General features: G+C 67.2%; 16 protein-coding genes. 7 read left to right on the top strand and 9 right to left on the bottom strand.

Translation table 11 applies throughout. The features are described from left to right. Positions 1–24: 24 nt before the first annotated feature. Positions 25–600: a DUF2058 domain-containing protein gene (locus ABB25_RS03050; protein WP_057664435.1), complete on the bottom strand. Its 576-nt coding sequence runs from the start codon at positions 598–600 to the stop codon at positions 25–27. 69 nt (positions 601–669) lie between these two features. Here ABB25_RS03050 and ABB25_RS03045 point away from each other — a divergent pair, with 69 nt between their 5' ends. Together ABB25_RS03045 and ABB25_RS03040 are read left to right on the top strand one after the other, a co-directional pair. Beyond that, the gene (locus ABB25_RS03045) at positions 670–1,164 is read left to right on the top strand and encodes a M48 family metallopeptidase (protein WP_057663551.1); all 495 of its coding nucleotides are present in this window, start codon (positions 670–672) and stop codon (positions 1,162–1,164) included. Positions 1,165–1,237: 73 nt separating this feature from the next. Beyond that, positions 1,238–1,939: an RNA pseudouridine synthase gene (locus ABB25_RS03040; protein ID WP_057663549.1), complete on the top strand. Its 702-nt coding sequence runs from the start codon at positions 1,238–1,240 to the stop codon at positions 1,937–1,939. Positions 1,940–1,982: 43 nt separating this feature from the next. Here ABB25_RS03040 and ABB25_RS03035 read toward each other — a convergent pair whose 3' ends face one another. Together ABB25_RS03035 and ABB25_RS03030 are read right to left on the bottom strand one after the other, a co-directional pair. Continuing rightward, positions 1,983–2,297 (bottom strand): AzlD domain-containing protein, encoded by a 315-nt coding sequence (locus ABB25_RS03035; RefSeq protein WP_057663546.1) that lies wholly within the window; start codon positions 2,295–2,297, stop codon positions 1,983–1,985. Continuing rightward, the gene (locus tag ABB25_RS03030) at positions 2,297–2,968 is read right to left on the bottom strand and encodes an AzlC family ABC transporter permease (RefSeq protein WP_057663542.1); all 672 of its coding nucleotides are present in this window, start codon (positions 2,966–2,968) and stop codon (positions 2,297–2,299) included. Before ABB25_RS03030 ends, ABB25_RS03035 begins: the two co-directional genes overlap by 1 nt. An 87-nt stretch (positions 2,969–3,055) precedes the next feature. Between ABB25_RS03030 and ABB25_RS03025 the strand changes: the two genes are divergently transcribed. After that, a complete protein-coding gene (locus ABB25_RS03025; RefSeq protein WP_057663539.1) occupies positions 3,056–4,609 on the top strand; it encodes a phospholipase D family protein in 1,554 nt (517 codons plus the stop codon). Positions 4,610–4,693: 84 nt separating this feature from the next. On the opposite strand, the gene ABB25_RS03020 is transcribed toward ABB25_RS03025, so the two are convergent. The 3 genes from ABB25_RS03020 to ABB25_RS03010 form a co-directional block, all read right to left on the bottom strand. Continuing rightward, positions 4,694–5,614, bottom strand: coding sequence for an HDOD domain-containing protein (locus ABB25_RS03020; RefSeq protein WP_057663535.1), 921 nt, complete (start codon positions 5,612–5,614; stop codon positions 4,694–4,696). Between the two features lie 173 nt (positions 5,615–5,787). After that, on the bottom strand, positions 5,788–6,960 hold the full coding sequence (locus tag ABB25_RS03015; RefSeq protein ID WP_057663534.1) for an MFS transporter: 1,173 nt from the start codon (positions 6,958–6,960) through the stop codon (positions 5,788–5,790). A gap of 259 nt (positions 6,961–7,219) precedes the next feature. Next, a complete protein-coding gene (locus ABB25_RS03010; protein ID WP_244477737.1) occupies positions 7,220–9,346 on the bottom strand; it encodes a M13 family metallopeptidase in 2,127 nt (708 codons plus the stop codon). Positions 9,347–9,574: 228 nt separating this feature from the next. Between ABB25_RS03010 and ABB25_RS03005 the strand changes: the two genes are divergently transcribed. Then, entirely contained in the window at positions 9,575–11,404 is a 1,830-nt protein-coding gene (locus ABB25_RS03005; protein ID WP_083488075.1) for a DUF885 domain-containing protein, read from the top strand. A gap of 66 nt (positions 11,405–11,470) precedes the next feature. Here ABB25_RS03005 and ABB25_RS03000 read toward each other — a convergent pair whose 3' ends face one another. Both ABB25_RS03000 and ABB25_RS14490 read right to left on the bottom strand, forming a co-directional pair. Continuing rightward, positions 11,471–12,115, bottom strand: coding sequence for a YiiX/YebB-like N1pC/P60 family cysteine hydrolase (locus ABB25_RS03000; RefSeq protein WP_057663527.1), 645 nt, complete (start codon positions 12,113–12,115; stop codon positions 11,471–11,473). 7 nt (positions 12,116–12,122) lie between these two features. Further along, positions 12,123–12,503 carry a nuclear transport factor 2 family protein gene (locus ABB25_RS14490; RefSeq protein WP_152980955.1) on the bottom strand — a complete coding sequence of 127 codons (381 nt, stop codon included), beginning with the start codon at positions 12,501–12,503 and terminating at the stop codon, positions 12,123–12,125. A gap of 239 nt (positions 12,504–12,742) precedes the next feature. Here ABB25_RS14490 and phaZ7 point away from each other — a divergent pair, with 239 nt between their 5' ends. The 3 genes from phaZ7 to ABB25_RS02985 all read left to right on the top strand — a co-directional run bounded on the left by phaZ7 (position 12,743) and on the right by ABB25_RS02985 (position 14,872). Then, positions 12,743–13,894 carry an extracellular native short-chain-length polyhydroxyalkanoate depolymerase PhaZ7 gene (gene phaZ7, locus ABB25_RS02990; RefSeq protein ID WP_083488073.1) on the top strand — a complete coding sequence of 384 codons (1,152 nt, stop codon included), beginning with the start codon at positions 12,743–12,745 and terminating at the stop codon, positions 13,892–13,894. A 71-nt stretch (positions 13,895–13,965) separates the two neighbouring features. Continuing rightward, the gene (locus ABB25_RS14735) at positions 13,966–14,115 is read left to right on the top strand and encodes a hypothetical protein (RefSeq protein WP_160319402.1); all 150 of its coding nucleotides are present in this window, start codon (positions 13,966–13,968) and stop codon (positions 14,113–14,115) included. Between the two features lies 1 nt (position 14,116). Further along, on the top strand, positions 14,117–14,872 hold the full coding sequence (locus tag ABB25_RS02985; RefSeq protein ID WP_057663521.1) for a sensor domain-containing diguanylate cyclase: 756 nt from the start codon (positions 14,117–14,119) through the stop codon (positions 14,870–14,872). A gap of 6 nt (positions 14,873–14,878) precedes the next feature. Here the strand turns inward: ABB25_RS02985 and ABB25_RS02980 are convergent, their stop codons facing one another. Further along, the gene (locus ABB25_RS02980; protein WP_057664430.1) at positions 14,879–15,928 is read right to left on the bottom strand and encodes a DUF1615 domain-containing protein; all 1,050 of its coding nucleotides are present in this window, start codon (positions 15,926–15,928) and stop codon (positions 14,879–14,881) included. Between the last annotated feature and the right edge of the window lie 105 nt (positions 15,929–16,033).

Raw genomic sequence — 16,033 nt, 5'->3', positions numbered from 1 at the left:
GCCTTATACAACCGCAGTACCTGCTTACCAGACCAGATCGTCCGGCACCTGGAACTGGGCGTAGTAGGCATCGTCCTCGGCATTGCCGGTGGACGGTTCGACATAGTCGCGGCCGGCGTTGTCCAGCACGATCAGCTCCGGCGCACGCTCGCGCACCTGCACCGCAGCCACCCGCGGCAGCAGGCAATAGCCTTCCCCGTCACGGACAATCACCAGCGCCGCATCGATCACCTGCTTGCGCACGGCCTCGGTCAACAGCAGCGTGCGGATCACCTCGCCATCGTTGAAACGGTATTCGGCCTCGCCCTTGGCCAGGACCTTTTTATCGGCAATGATCTGCCGGGCCTGGGCGCGCAACTCATTGGCGCGACGTTCGGCGTTGCGCTCGGCGGCGATCTGACGGTCACGCTCGACCTTTTCCAGCCGGGCCTTTTCCGCCTCGATACGCGCCAATTCAGCCTCGGCAGCAATCGCTGCGGCCTTGGGGTCGTGCTTGTCCACGCGTGCCTTGGCCTGCTGGTTGGCCACCTGCGAGACCTGCGATTTTTTCACCAGCCCAGCCTTGAGCAGCTGGGCCTGCAATGCATTGGCCTTGGCCACGATGCTGTCCTCCACAAATCAGGCGCCTATGATAGCCAGCCGCCTGCCAGCTGCGCTTGAACACGCCCGATGTCCGCCCCTGCCCTGAAATACCTCAACGGTTACCCGCCGCATGTGCTGGCACAGGTGCGCGCCCTGATCGAGGCCGACCGCCTGGGCGAGTACCTGGGCAACAAGTACGCGCAGGGCCATGCGGTACGCAATGACAGCCAGCTCTATGACTATGTGCAGGAAATGAAGAACCGCTACCTGCGCTCGGCCCCGCCACTGGCCAAGGTGGTCTATGACAGCAAACTGCAGGTGGTGAAGCAGGCGCTGGGCACCCACACCACCATCTCGCGCAACCACGGCGGCAAGCTCAAGGCCAGCCGCGAAATCCGCATCGCCAGCGTGTTCCGCGATGCGCCGGCGCCGTTCCTGGAAATGATCGCCGCCCATGAACTGGCCCATATGCGCGAAGCCGACCACAACAAGGCCTTCTACGCCCTGTGCCGGCATATCAGCAGCGATTACCACCAACTGGAATTTGACCTGCGGCTGTACCTGACCCATCTGCAGGGTTGATGCCGCCGCCGGCGCGGCGCGCATCCTGCGCCCTGGCGCACTAAACTTGCCGGTCGTCGTCTGGAAACCTCTCATGTCCCCTGAAGCCGTCCGCCTGGACAAACGCCTGGTTGAACTGTTCGATTGCTCGCGCGGCCAGGCCCGCCAGTACATCGAAAATGGCTGGGTCAAAGTGGACGGTGTGGTGGTGGAGCAGCCGCAGACCCCGGTCACCACCGAGCAGGTGGAACTGCTGGAAGGCGCCCGCACTGATGCCATCGAACAGGCCACGATGATCTTCAACAAGCCTTCGGGCATGGACCCGGGGCAGATCCTGGCCTTGATTACCCCGGCCACCCAGCGCAGTGATGACAGCAGTGGCGTGCGCCTGCTGCAGCGCCACTTCCACCAGATGCAGATCGCCATGCCATTGCCTTACATCGCCAATGGCCTGGTGGTGGTCAGCCAGGACGGACGCATGATCAGCCACCTGCGCGAGAACGCCCGCCAGCTGGAAAATGAATTCGAGGTCGATGTCACCGGCCCGCGTGATACCTGGACCCAGGGCAAGGTGCTGGCCTCCCTGCGCACCGGCCCGGCCACCAAGATCAGCTGGCAGAGCGAACAGCGCCTGCGCGTGGCCGGCAAGGGCTTTGACAGCGCAGCCCTGATCACCGCCTGCACCGCGGCCGGGCTGAAGGTGGTTGCATTGCGCCGGCTGCGCATTGGCCGTATCGGCCTGTCCAAGCTGCCGCCGTTGCAGTGGCATTACCTGCCCAGCGACGCCCGTTTCTGACGCCGCACGCCTCCAGCCTGGGCGGCAGCTGCGCCGTCCGGCCTCAGCCCCAGCCAGCCCAGCGCAAAACGGCGGCGGCCGCGGCCCCCAGCACCACCACGGCCAGGAACGGCAACCGCGCCCACAGCGCCAGCGCGGCCACCAGCAGGGCGCCGACCCGCGCATCGAAGGCCAGTTGCTGGCCATGGGCAAAGGTGTTCATCACCGTCAGCGCGGCCAGCAGGCCAATGGTCAGGCGTCCGGCCGCTGCGGCCACAGCCGGCCTTTCCAGCCAGCGTGCCGGCACCAGGTAACCGGCCAGCTTGGTCGCAAACGCCAGCACCCCGCCCAGCAGCAACCAGGCCCACAGACCGTCCATCAGCGGCCCTCCCTGCGCAGCCAGCCCCAGCCAATGGCCACCAGCGCGGCCAACAGGATCGGCAGGCCCGGCGCGACCACCGGCACCGCCAGCAGCGTCACCAGTGCGCAGCACACCGCAATGGCGCGGGCATCACGCTGGCGCAGGCGTGGCCACAGCAGGGCCAGAAACGCTGCCACCGCCGCACCGTCCAGGCCGAACTGGCGTGGGTCCCCCAGGGCATTGCCCGCCCAGGCGCCCAGCGCGGTGCACACGTTCCAGACAATGAACACACCAATGGCAGCGGTCCAGAAACCGCGCTGCTGCTCCTCCGGCGTGGTCTGCGCGCTGGCCGTGGCGGTGGACTCATCGATGGTCAGCTGCGCGGCCACCGGCTTGAGCCAGCCGCGTGGACGCAGCAGCGCATTGAGCTGCATGCCGTAAATGGCATTGCGTACCCCCAGCAGGCTGGCCGCGCCGACCGCCGAGGCCGGCGCACCGCCACCGGCCAGGACGCCGACAAAGGCAAACTGCGAGCCACCGGTGTACATCAGCAGGCTCAAGCCCATGGTTTGCCAGAAATCCAGCCCGGCCGCCACCGACAGCGCACCGAAGGACAACCCATACAGCCCCGTGGCCACGGAAATGGAAAGCCCCATGCGCACGGCCGGGGACTGCAGAAAAGGTTTCATCGGTAAATGATGCCAACTTGGGCAGGGCAAGGAAACCAGCCATGCTGCCCCTCGCCGACGCCCACCACCCGGTCTACCATCCAGCGCATGAGCAAAGCCCGCCTGCGCCGTCTTGCCTGGATCCTTCCGCTGCTGCTGGTGGCGCTGGTGGGCAGTGGCTGGCTGCTGGCCGACCATCTGACCCCCGCCGCCAGCGGTGCTCCCTCATGGACGCTGCCGGCCAGCGGCCCGGCCACGCCGCTGGACCGCGAGGCCGCACCGTTGCTCACCGCCCATCCGGGGCAGACCGGGGTGCTCTGGCTCAGTGATGGCCTGGATGCCTTCGCCGCCCGCAGCGCGATCTCGCAACGGGCCGGTCGCAGCCTGGATGTGATGTATTACATCTGGAAAGACGATATCCCCGGCCATCTGCTCGCCGACCAGCTCTACCAGGCCGCCCAGCGCGGGGTACGCGTGCGGCTGCTGCTGGATGACCTCAATGCCCATGGCCTGGACCCGCACATGCTGGCGATCGCGGCCCATCCCAACATCGACGTCCGCCTGTACAACCCGATCCGCAACCGCGGCGGCTTCTGGCGCCTGCTGGAAATGCTGCAGCGGGTGTTCTCGATCAACCAACGCATGCACAACAAGGCGTGGATCGCCGACAACCAGGTGGCGATCATCGGTGGCCGCAATATCGGCGCGGAATATTTCAATGCCCGCGATGATGTCAACTTCCGTGACCTGGACCTGATGCTGCTGGGTCCGGCGGTGAACCAGGCCAGCACCATTTTCGACCAGTACTGGAACAGCCAGGCGGTGGTACCGATCGATGCCCTGAATCCGCAGAGCCAGGCCGAACTGGACCGGCTGCTGCTCAGGCTGGAAAGGGAAAGCCGCCTCAGCCAGGCGGCACCGTACCTGGCCCGGGTCCGGCAGCGGATCACGCTGCCGGCGGTACGCCAGAGCCACCGCCTGCAGTGGAGTGCCAGCATCGCGGTAGTGGCCGATCCACCGCTCAAGCACCGCAACAGCCCGCGCCAGGACTGGCTGGTCACGCGGATCATCGCCAACCTCGGCAGTGCCGCCGAACGCATGCAGTTGATCTCGCCCTATTTCGTCCCCGGCCAGGACGGCAACCAGGCGCTGATCGCGATGCGCCGCCAGGGCATTGCCATCGAGCTGGTCACCAACTCGCTGGGCGCCACCGACGTGGCTGCAGTGCACAGCGGATGGAAACGCTACCGCCAGCCGCTGGTCGAGGCCGGAGTGCAGGTCTTTGAACTGAAGCGGCGCGGTCGCCGCGCCGGTATCGCCGTGCCGTTTGGCTCCAGCGCGGCCAGCCTGCACACCAAGGCCTACCTGGTCGATGGCCGGCGCGGTTTTGTCGGCTCATTCAACCTGGATCCGCGCTCGGCCACGGTCAATACCGAAATGGGCGTGGTCTTTGATGACCCGGTCCTGGGCCAACGCCTGCAGCAGGAGTTTGCCTGGCTGGCCGCGTCCGATCGCAGTTACCGCCTCGGGCTGGACCAGCAGGGCCGGCTGCAGTGGCGCGACGGCGATGGCCACCTGCACGCGCACGAACCCGACACCCGCTGGTGGCTACGCGGCTGGGTCTGGTTGCTGGGCCTGCTGCCGATCGAATCGCAGCTGTGAACGGCGCCTGCCCGATGGCAGCGGTGCTGCGCGCAGCGCAATGAGCGCAGGCGGCTTCCTGCCTGGCGCTGACGCCGGGCGGGGTCAGCTGTTGTCCTGTATGATGCGCAGGCGCTGCCACACCCAGTCCACCGCATGCGGGCTGGCCAGCGCCGACAGCGCCTGACGGGCCTGGTCCTGGTCCAGCACCCCGTCCTCGACCTGCATCCATGCCCAGGCCATGCGCCGGCCAAACTGCAGCGCACCGTGGGTCTGCCCGGGCGTTCCCTCCAGGGCCTGGGCCAGGGTCTCGGGCAACTCCCAGCGCCGTGAAATCTCTGCTGCTACCCGGTACTGGCTGGCCAGCAGCAACTGCAGCCGCTCACCGGCATCCAGCGGCTGGTCGGCCAGCGCCGGCAACGCACGCAGCACCAACAGGCACGACAGCGCCGGCAGCAGCGAGCCCAGCTGCAGCGGCAGCGGATCGATGCGTTCGACAATCCGCGCGTGGTCGGCGGCGGCGGCACTGGCCAGCCGGCCATGCCGCCACAGGATCGAGGCAAACCCGCGCAGCTCACGCTCTTCCAGCGCCAGCACCGGCTGGACCAGGGCCGAGGACAGCAAACGCTCCAGGCCCTCGTGCCCGACCTTGACCACGACCCGCTCCAGGCTTTCCAGCGGCTGCAGCCGGCGCCGGTGCGCGGCACTGTTGGCAATGCGCATCAGGGTGGCGGCCAGCACCGGGTCCTGGCCGATGATCCCGGCCAGCTTGCTCGCGGTGCTGGCCGGGTCATTGAGCGCCATCATCAGCTGCGGCAGCAGCTGCGGGCGCCGCGGCAATGCCTGGCCGGAAAGCGCACCGGCCTGCAGGCGGGCCCGTGCCTGTGCCACCCCCGGCCCTTCAACCACGGGGGGCGGAGGAAGCGGGCTGTCCGCGCTGTCCAGGGCCGACCACAGCAGGGCGGTGTCGCTCTGTGCCAGGGCGGCGACCAGGGCCTGGGCCTGCTCCTGCTGCGGGGGGGGCACTGAGCGGATTGACCACCACCCGGGAGCACTCCGGCCCTGGCCGCTGCCGGCGCATGCAGACCAGCACTGCGACCAGGACCAGCACCAAGATTGTCCCTGCCACCACTATCGCCATGGAGCGCTCCTTTGCCTATGCGCCTTGTGATCGGCCGGCATCGGCAAAACTTGAATGACTAGTGCGCGCTGGCCGGCAGCCGGCGGGCAAAGAAAAAAGCAAACGCGGCACCGGCCACCAGCACCAGCGCACTGCCACTGGCGAACGCTGCGGCCATTCCCAACCGGGCAGCCACCACCCCGGCCAGCACCATGCCCAGGCTGATGCCGACATCCAGCGCGGTGAAATAGGTCGCCACTGCGGTGCCACGCTGGGCGTTGCTGCCCAGGTTGACGATCAGGGTCTGGTAGGCCGGATAGACCACGCCAAAGCCGGCGCCGATGAATACACCGGTCAGATAGAAGCTGCCCGCCCCGGGGAAGATCACCATCACTGCCAGGCCCGCCACGATCGCCAGGGTACCGCCATTGATCACCGCCACCACCTTGCCGCCATCGACCAGGCGCCCGGAAAAGGCGCGCGCGGCCATCATCCCGATCGCCATCAGGGTGAAAAACAAGCCGGTGCTCTGCGCGCCGACCTGGCGGCCATAGACCGCGGCAAACGCCAGCAGCATGCCGTAAGCCAGACCGATCACCGCCAGGTTGCAGGCCAACGGGATTGCCCGCACCAGCAGGAAGCGGTCCAGCGACAGCACCGCCGAGTGCACCACCCGTGATTTGGTCGGCGAACGCACGAAGCTGGCAATGACCAGGCCACCGACACCGGAGGCGATGGCGGCATCAAAGATCAGCGCAAACGGGAAATGGTCCATCAGCCACAGGCCGGCCATCGGCCCCATGGCCATCGCCAGCGAGCTCATCAGGCCGAAGTAGCCGATGCCTTCGCCGCGGCGCTGGCTGGGGATGATGTCGATGGCCTGGGTATTGGAGGCAGTGGACAGGATTGCAAAGGTCAGGCCGATGCCCATGCGCACGAACACAAAGGCCAGCACCGAGGCCGCCAGCAGGTAACCGGCCGTACACAGCACGTACGCCGCCAGCGCCGCCAGATACGCATGCTTGGCATCAATGCGCTCGACGATGAAGCCGGAGAACGGGCGCACCAGCAGCGCGGCAATCACATAACTGGCCAGGATGCCGCCGGCCACCGCCTCATCCACCTGCAGCTGCGCCATCAGGTGGAATGGCAAAGTCGGCATCAGCACATAGAACGACATGCCGAGCAGGAAGTTGGCTGCGCAGGCCAGCGCGAAGCTGGGCGTCCACAGGCGAGGCTTGGGGGAATTCATCACGCCATGGTAACCACCCGATACTGAGCCGTTTCCAAGTTGACCCTACCTGCGCCGGCAGCGCGCCGGGCGCCGCTGCCGGCCATCCCCGCGCACAGCGGCGACGAGCGCGCAGCAGCAGGGCCTTCAGCCGCCAGAACCGGGCGCTGGCGTGCACGCCGCAGCCACCGCTGGCCACTGGATTGCCGATCCCCCAGCGGCGCAAAACAAAACCCCGGTCAATGACCGGGGTCTTGTTCATCTGGCTGGCGGCAGCCGGTTACCAGATCCGCACGCGCTCTGCCGGTGCGATATACAGCGCATCGCCCTGCTTGATGTCGAAGGCGTCATACCAGCCATCAATGTTGCGCAGCGGGGCAAACGCGCGGATATGGCCCGGCGAGTGGGTGCCGTTGACCAGCTGCTGACGCAGCGCCTCGTCACGCCACAGCGTGCGCCAGACCTGGGCCCAGCCCATGAAGAAGCGCTGTTCGCCGCTGAAACCGTCGATCACCGGGGCCGGCTGGCCGCCCAGCGAACGGCGGTACGCTTCCAGCGCGATGGTCAGGCCACCGAGGTCACCAATGTTCTCGCCCATCGCCACCCGCGCATTGATGCGCATGCCCGGCAGCTGCGGGAACTCGAAGGCTTCGTACTGCGCCCCCAGCCTGGCGGCCTGGGCCTCGAACTTGGCCGCATCCTCGGCCGTCCACCAGTCACGCAGGTAGCCCTGGCCATCGGACTTGCGGCCCTGGTCATCGAAGCCGTGGATGATCTCGTGGCCGATCACCCCGCCGATGCCACCGTAGTTGACCGCCGGATCGGCATCCGGGTCGAAGAATGGCGGCTGCAGGATCGCGGCCGGGAACACGATCTCGTTCTTGACCGAGTTGTAGTAGGCGTTGACCGTCTGCGGGGTCATGCCCCACTCGGCCTTGTCGACCTGCTGGCCGAGGCGGGCGCGGCGGTAATCCCACTCGAAGGCGCGGGCGCGCAGGGTGTTGCCGACCACATCGCCATTGCGCACTTCCAGCGCGCTGTAGTCACGCCAGACATCCGGGTGGCCGATCTTCAGGCCGAAGCCGGCCAGCTTGGTGGCGGCCTCGGCACGGGTGGCCGGACTCATCCACTCCAGCTGCTTCAGCCGCTCGCCCATGGCCACCTTCACGTTGGCCACCAGCGCATCCATCTTGGCCTTGGCATCGGCCGGGAAGTACAGCTTGACGTAATCACGGCCGATCGCCTCGCCCATGATGCCTTCGGCATGACCGACGGCATTCTTCCAGCGCGGCTTGGGCTCGGGCTGGCCGGCCAGGAAGCGCGAACGGAACTCGAACTCGGCATCGACAAAGGCCTTGGACAGCAGCGGAGCGGCATCGTCAATGGCGTGGAAGGCCTGCCAGGCCTTCAGGGTATCCAGGTCGGTGGCGGCAAAGACCTGCGCCATCGCCGGGATGGCCGAGGCCTGGCGCAGCACCACGCGCTGCGCCTGGCCGACGCCGGCCGCAGTGAAGAACACATCCCAGTCAAAACCCGGGGCCTGTGCAGCCAGCTCGGCGCGGGTCACCGGGTTGTAGGTCTTGTCGCGGTTGCGGCTTTCGGCGCGGGTCCAGTGGGCGTTGGCGATCTGGGTTTCAAAGGCCAGCACACGGGCAGCATTGGCCGCCGGCTCCGACCAGCCGCCAAGCTCCAGCATCTGGGTGATGTAGGCCAGGTAGCGCTCGCGCTGCGGGGCGAACTTCTCGTCCAGGTACATCGCGCGGTCACCCAGGCCCAGGCCGGACTGGCCCATGTACAGGGTGTAGCGGTCCGGATCGCGCTGGTCATCGGACACCGACACGCCGAACAGGGTCACGCCGAAGGAGGTATTGCGCTTGCCCATCAACTCGGCAATGGCAGTCTTGTCGCCGGCAGCGCGGATCGCAGTCAGCGACGGCGCCAGCGGGGTGGCGCCGGCCGCCTCGATGGCCGCCTCGTCCAGGAAGCCACGGTACAGCGCGGCAATCTTGGCCGCATCGCCGTCGGTGGCCGGGTTGCCCAGCGCATAACCCTCCAGCTGCTGGTGGACACGGGCCTCGGACAGGTCACGCAGGATCATGAAGGCGCCGTAGGAGGACTTGTCGGCCGGGATCGGGGTGTTGGCAGCCCAGTTGCCGCTGACATAGCCGAAGAAGTCATCGCCCGGCTTGACGCTGGTGTCCATGCCGGCGGTATCGATGCCCCAGCTGCCCATGCGCTGGGCGGCGATCGGGCCACCGGCGCTGGCGCCGCCCTGGTCATCGGCAGCAAACAGGCTGGTGACGGTGCAGGCATCGTCCAGGCAGTCGCGGGTGGTGTCATGGGCGGCCAGCGGACCGGAAACGGCCAGCGCCAGGCCGGTTGCCAGGCTGAGCAGGGTCTTGTTCAAGCGAAAACTCCTTGCGGTAGTGGGCGCCGGCATGGCTGCCGGCACGATGATGGTCCTGTTGTAACCAGCATTGTCCCCCAGGATCAGTGCCAATCGTTGGGGCAGCAGGCAGACGGCAGCGAAAACGGCCCTTTCCCAGCCTTGCGCCGTTGCATGACCTGCGGCCCATGCCCGGGCGCCCTCCCAGCCGCCACGATGGGCAACCCCCATCAACGCCGGTGAGCCCACATGTCGATCGCGCCACGCACCTCCTTGCTGGCCTGCAGCCTGCTGCTGGCCTTGGCCCTGCCCTGCGCCGGTGCAACCACCCCTGCCACCGGTGTCACGCCCGGCACCGGCAGCACGATGGGCGAAACCGCCAACCAGGCGGCCGATGCGCTGTTTGCCGGCTTCACTGACCGCTGGATGGCGGCCGACCCGAATGCCGCCACCGCCAGCAACTATTTCAGCGGCCCGCAACAGGCCCTGCTGGACCGGCAGATTACCGGCCGCGATGCCGCCAGCCGCCACGCCCGGGTCGCCCTGGCCAGGGAGGGCCTGCAGGCAGTGCAGGCGCTGGACCGGGCCGCTCTGGACGAGGGGCGGCAGCTATCGGTGCAGTTGATGCAGCAGCAGTTGCAGCAGGTGGTGGACAGCGCCCGGCATGAGCACCTGCGCTTTCCGCTGCAGCAGATGAGCGGGGCCAATGTATCCCTGCCCAACCTGCTGACGGTGATCCATCCGCTGGCCAGCGCCGACAACCTGGACAGCTACCTGGCGCGGCTGGCACTGCTGCCGGTGCACATGGACCAGGCCACCGCGCAAGCGCGGGCAATGGCCGACAACGGCGTGCTGCCCCCGGATTTCATCATCGATGCCACGCTGGCGCAGATGCAGCAGTTCATCGCACCGGCCGCCGGCGACAACCCGCTGGTGACCACCCTGGCCGAACGTGGCGCCCGCATCGACGGCCTGGCCCAGGGCCAGCACGCTGCCGCAGTGGAAACAGCCACCGCCCTGGTGCGCGATGCGGTCTACCCGGCCTGGCAGCGCGCCATCGCCGAACTGCAGCGCCAGCGCCCGCTGAGCAACAGCGACGCCGGGGTCTGGCGCCTGGAAGGCGGTGCCGATTACTACGCCGCCCAGCTGAAGAACTTCACCTCGACCACGTTGATCGCCGAAGAAATCCACGCCATCGGCCTGCGCGAGGTGGAGACAATCCAGGCCCAGATGGACCGCCTGCTGCGCCAGCTCGGGCGCAGCGAGGGCAGCGTCAACGCGCGCATAGCGCAGTTGAAGCAGGACCTGGCCTACCCGGATACCGATGCCGGCCATGCCGCGATCATGGCCGACATCAACCGCTACATGGCCGATGCCGACAGCCGCGCGGCCAGGTTCTTTGACCTGCTGCCCAGGACACCGGTGGTGGCCCAGCCCTACCCGCGCTATCGCTGGGCGGCAGCGGCGGCCAGCTACACCCCGCCACCGCTGGACGGCTCACGCCCGGGCGTGTTCCAGATGCCGCTGCGCCCGGAGCGGCTGACCAACTTCGGCCTGCGCACCCTGACCTACCACGAAGCCGTTCCCGGCCATCACTACCAACTGGCGCTGGCCGTGGAAAACCGCCAGATCCCGCGCTTCCGCCAGGTACGTGCCTTCGGCGGCACCGCCGCCTTCAGCGAAGGCTGGGCGCTGTATGCCGAGCAGCTGGCCGCCGATGATGGCTGGTACGAAGGCGACGTCGAAGGCCTGCTCGGCCAGCTGGATGCGGCCCTGTTCCGGGCCCGCCGGCTGGTGGTCGATACCGGCCTGCATGCCAAGCGCTGGACCCGCCAGCAGGCCATCGATTACGGCATCCCGCCCTCGGAAGTGGACCGCTACGTGGTCAATCCCGGCCAGGCCACCGCCTACATGATCGGCAAGCTGGAGATCATCCGCCTGCGTGACAAGGCCGAGGCAGCACTGGGCAGCAAGTTCGACCTGCGCCAGTTCCACAACGTGGTGCTGACCACCGGGGTGGTGCCGCTGCCGCTGCTGGAACAGCGCATCGACGCCTGGATTGCCCAGGCACAGTCCTGATCCATGGCACGCTCCGGCCGCCGCACGGCCGGGGCGCTCGTCGCCTGCAGCAGGCGCTGCCCGGTTTCAGGGCGCGGCCACCGCCAGCACCGGGTCAGGCGCGGCGGCAGACACCCCGGCCAGTGGCTGCAGGCCGGCCAACAGCCGCAGCGCATCCGGAGTCACCACCTGTTCGTCCAGCAGCGGCGCACGCACCGTGGCCGGCAACGGCGTTTGCCCGCCGGCCGCCAGCGCGCGCAGCACCAGCTCGCTGCAATACAGCGCGGCGTCATCGGAGAGCGCAAAGCGCATGTCGAACGGCTTGCCCAGCTGGGCATCCAGCCAGGCCACCAGGGCGCCCAGATCCAGCCCCGGTTGGCGGTAACTGGCCGCATCGCTGGCCAGGGCCGGGGCAAGAAAGTCGGCCAGCAGCTCACGGCGGACACCACCGGGGCTGCCTGGCTCGTCAGGCATGGCATGCACGATGTACACCTGCCCACCCTCACGCCGGACCATGCCCACGTGCGAAAACCGGCTGTGCCTGTCCTGCTGCAGCACCAGCGAGCTCATCAGGTCACGGCCACGGCGAAACACCAGGTCGCCATCGCGCAACTGTGCGGCCTGGGCCAGCACTGCCTGCTGCTGGGCGCTGGGCGTTACCGCTACCGGCGTGGCTGACGGGCGGCAGCCGCACAGCAGCACGGCCGCCAGCAGGGCAACAGGCAGGCGCATCGACGGCTTACTTGCCGATGCCGATCTTCCACTCATCGTTTTCCCGCACCAGCATGATGTCATCGTTCTTGCCCGGGCATTCCCCCTTGAAACTGATCGCGGCGCTGCCGCGGCGCACCTCGCCATCACCGCTCAGGCTGACCTCGATGCTGTCCACACCACCGCAGTCGGCCATGTTCTTGGCGCCTTCGGCCAGGGCCATGTCCAGCTTGCCATCGCCCAGCATTTCGGTGATCTGCGAGGACAGATAACCCTTGGCCTTGTCGGTCTTGCCGGCATCAAGGGCCTTGTAGAAACCCTTCACCGTTGCTTCCGGGCCGGAGGAACAGGCCGTCAACAAGGCCAGCGAGCAGACTGCAGCAACCAGGCCAGCGCGACGCAAAATCATGGGCATATCCTTTCAAAGAGGGGGGGCGCCCGCCACAGTGCAGGCCAGCGCTCATTATGGGCCGATCCTGACATTCATAAACAAGGAGCCGCCCGGATTTTCACAGCGCCGGGGGCACCCGGCTGCCCTTTCGGGCAATGGACGCTGCGCCACGGCACCGTCAGCATCGGGCTTACCGCCCCCACGCGGCCTGGTCCGCCGGTTCTGTTCCCATTCCCAGTACCGAGGAAGCATTGTCCATGCACATCAATCATCTTCTGCAGCGCGCCCGCCGCTGGCCAGGCAAGTACCTGGCATCGGCCAGCAGCAGCCTGCTGCTGGCCCTGGGCCTGAGCTCCCTGCCGGCAGCACCGGCACAGGCCCTGAGCTGTGGCAGCAACAACGGCTACACCTGTACCGGCAGCAGCGATCAATATGCCGGGGGTTTTTCCCCCGGGGTAGGTCATGGTGGCTTCGGCGGCGGCAACTGCACCGCCACGCGTACTCCGGTGATCTTCATCCACGGCAATGGCGACAGCGCGATCAGCTTTGACATGCCGCCCGGCAGCGTGGCCGGTTACAGCACACCTGGCCAATCCCCGTATGCGACATTCAAGGCCGCCGGTTACAACGACTGCGAGCTGTTTGGCATCACCTGGCTCAGCGCCAGCGAACGCGCCAAACCACAGGGCAACTACCACAAGCCGGCCACTTACCAGACACTGAAAACCTTCATCGACAAGGTGCGTGCCTACACCGGCAAGGCCCAGGTGGACATCATTGCCCACTCGCTGGGCAGCAGCATGGCGATGGCCATGATCCAACGCCACAGTCATCAGACCACGGTGCGCCGCTTCATCAATATCGGCGGCGGCATCCGCGGCCTGCAGACCTGCCGCCTGACCGGCTACCAGTCCGCCGTGGCGCAGACCTGCAATGCCGAAGCCTATGCCTTTCCTTACGACCACTACACCTTCGGCCTGTATCCAAGCAGCGGGGTGAGCTTCTACGGCTACAACCGCTGGACCGGCAGCGGCAGCAACAGCCTGCGCAGCCTGCCGGCCAGTTGGCCGTCGATCCGCTTCTACACCCTCACCGCCGGCCGGCGCGACCAGGTGCACTGCTTCACCACCAGCTGGGCCGGCAGCTGCGATGCCGGTGCCCTGTATGCGCCGGCCGCCAATGTCATTGCCCAGCTGGATGTCGGCCACGGCAGCACCGCCTACCTGTATGACTGGGACTGGGCCGACGGCAGCCCGTTGAACCTGGCCGGTGGTGATTACAACGGTGTGGGCCACTTCCGCTCGCTGGCCAATACCGGTGCCATCCAGGTGCGGATGCTCAACAGCCAGTGCAGCAGTGATTGTGCGGCCACTTACAGCCCGGTGAACGGCCCGGCGATCCTGCGCTGACTTTCCAGCACGACAGGCGGATCATGGCACCCTGCAGATGTCTCTTGTAGCCAGGACGGAGCCCGCCTGTCGTGACCCCATCTATCCCGTTGCCCGATGCGGCCTTTGTTGGCCCGTTGACCCAGTCGCTGCGCGAGGCGCACTCGCTGGAAGAACTGGTGCGGCCGTTGCTGCAGCTGCTGCAGGCGGGCGCTGCTGCAGCACCTGCCGTGCACCAATGACGTGGCCGCGCTCTGGGGCGACAGTGCGGCCGCCCGCGAACTGGGCATCGGCACCTATGCATCGACCCCGGTACATGCGGCCGATGGCCGCCTGATCGGCACCCTGTGCGCGGCCAGCGCCGGCCAGGTGGATATCGCCGAAGGCTCCGAACGTCTGCTGTGCATGTTCGCCGAGTTGATCAGCCAGCACATCGAGCGTGAAAGGCTGATCGAACAGCTGCGCATTGCCCATCAGGCACTGAAGATCACCGCCGACACCGATGCACTGACCGGCCTGCCCAACCGGCGTGCACTGATGCAGGAGCTGGATCGTCGCCTGCTGCTGCACGCGCAGGCCAAAACCCAGCTGCTGGTCGGCTTCATCGACCTGGATGATTTCAAGCAGATCAATGACCGCTGGGGCCACGCGACCGGCGACCGCTTCCTGGCCCAGATCGCCCAGCGGTTGCGCCAGGCCCAGCGTCCGGAAGATTACTGCGCGCGCCTGGGTGGCGATGAGTTCGTGATCCTGGTCAGCCTGGGCCATGCCTTCGCCGACGAACAGCACGATACGGTGATTGACCAGATCGAACAGCGCCTGGAGGCGATGACCTGTGGCCAGTTCACCCTGGGCGCTGACATCAGCATCGACTACCAGGGCCCCAGCATTGGCCTGATCCGGGTCGATGGCAGCCTCAATGCGACCGAAGTGCTCAGCCTGGCCGATGAGGCGATGTACCTGCGCAAACAGCTGCGCCATACCCAGCGCATCGGGTAACCGCGCTCAGCCGGCCGCGCTTGCTGACATGCAGCGCTGGTAGCGCTCATACACCCGGGTCGCAAACCAGGCGGTGGTCAGTTCACGGGTGATTTTCGGGCTTTCCAGCGTGATCCCGGGCAGGCGCTCACGCGGCAGCGGGCTGCCCTGCTTTCTCTCGGCCAGCGCGAACACCGCCACAAACAGCGGGCTGTCATTGAAGTGCAGGCTGTTGCCGCGGGCCAGTTCGCGCCGGATCGCCTGCTCATCCATGCCCAGCTGTACCGACAGGCTGCGCACGGCGGCCTCGGTCTGCCCGGGCTTGTCCAGCGGTGCGCCGGGCAGCAGCAGGTCGCCATCCAGTGCCAGCGGGCGGCCACTGGCCACCGCTACCGCCTGCTGGAAGGCAGCATTGCGGCTGGCATACCAGCCGGCGTTGTAATCGGCAAAGCGGTGGATCTTGCGGGTGTACGGGGTGGCATAGCCAAGCAGGTGGGCAATGCCGAAATACACCCCACCACGCCGGCTGAAGACTTCCTGGCGCGCGTTGCCGGCCGGATACGGATAACCGTCCATGTGCTGCTCGGCAAAGGCGATGGAAACCTGCATCGGGCCACCGGTCTGCACCGGGTTGTGCTCGCCGAGCAGGCGCGCGCCCAGCGGCAGACGGCTGATGATTTCCTCATACAGTTCGCTGAGCTGGCCTTCCGTGCGTACCGCCTCCAGGCGTTGGCCGTAACTGCGCCCATCCAGCGACGCCAGGTTCAACGCGGCGCTCAGGGCCAGCCGCGGCACCCGTTTGGCGCGGGCCCGGCGTTCCAGTTCGCCGCGTGCCAGCCGGCCAAGATCGGCAACCACCGGATCGGCCTTGTAGCCGGACTCCTGCTCGATCACCGCCAGGGTGGCGCAGATGTTCTCATCGTTGCCGGCGATGCCCTGGGCATGGAAGGCGGTCTGGATGTCGGCCGCCCAGCCGCTACGGTCATCCACCCCGGCCGGGATGCGTGCGGCAATGCGTTGGCGCAGCTGTTCCACTTCCAGCGGTGCGCGCGGCTGGCGGCTGGCACAGGCGGCCATCAGCAGCAGCCCCGCCACCACCGCCAGACGCAGACCCAGGGACAGGCAGACGGATTTCAACAGCACAACACCTTGCTCGGACTGCCTACACGCTGACAGCGGCGG

Source organism: Stenotrophomonas koreensis, from assembly GCF_001431525.1.
Classification (GTDB): domain Bacteria; phylum Pseudomonadota; class Gammaproteobacteria; order Xanthomonadales; family Xanthomonadaceae; genus Stenotrophomonas; species Stenotrophomonas koreensis.
This window is presented reverse-complemented; position numbering and strand designations above follow the sequence as displayed.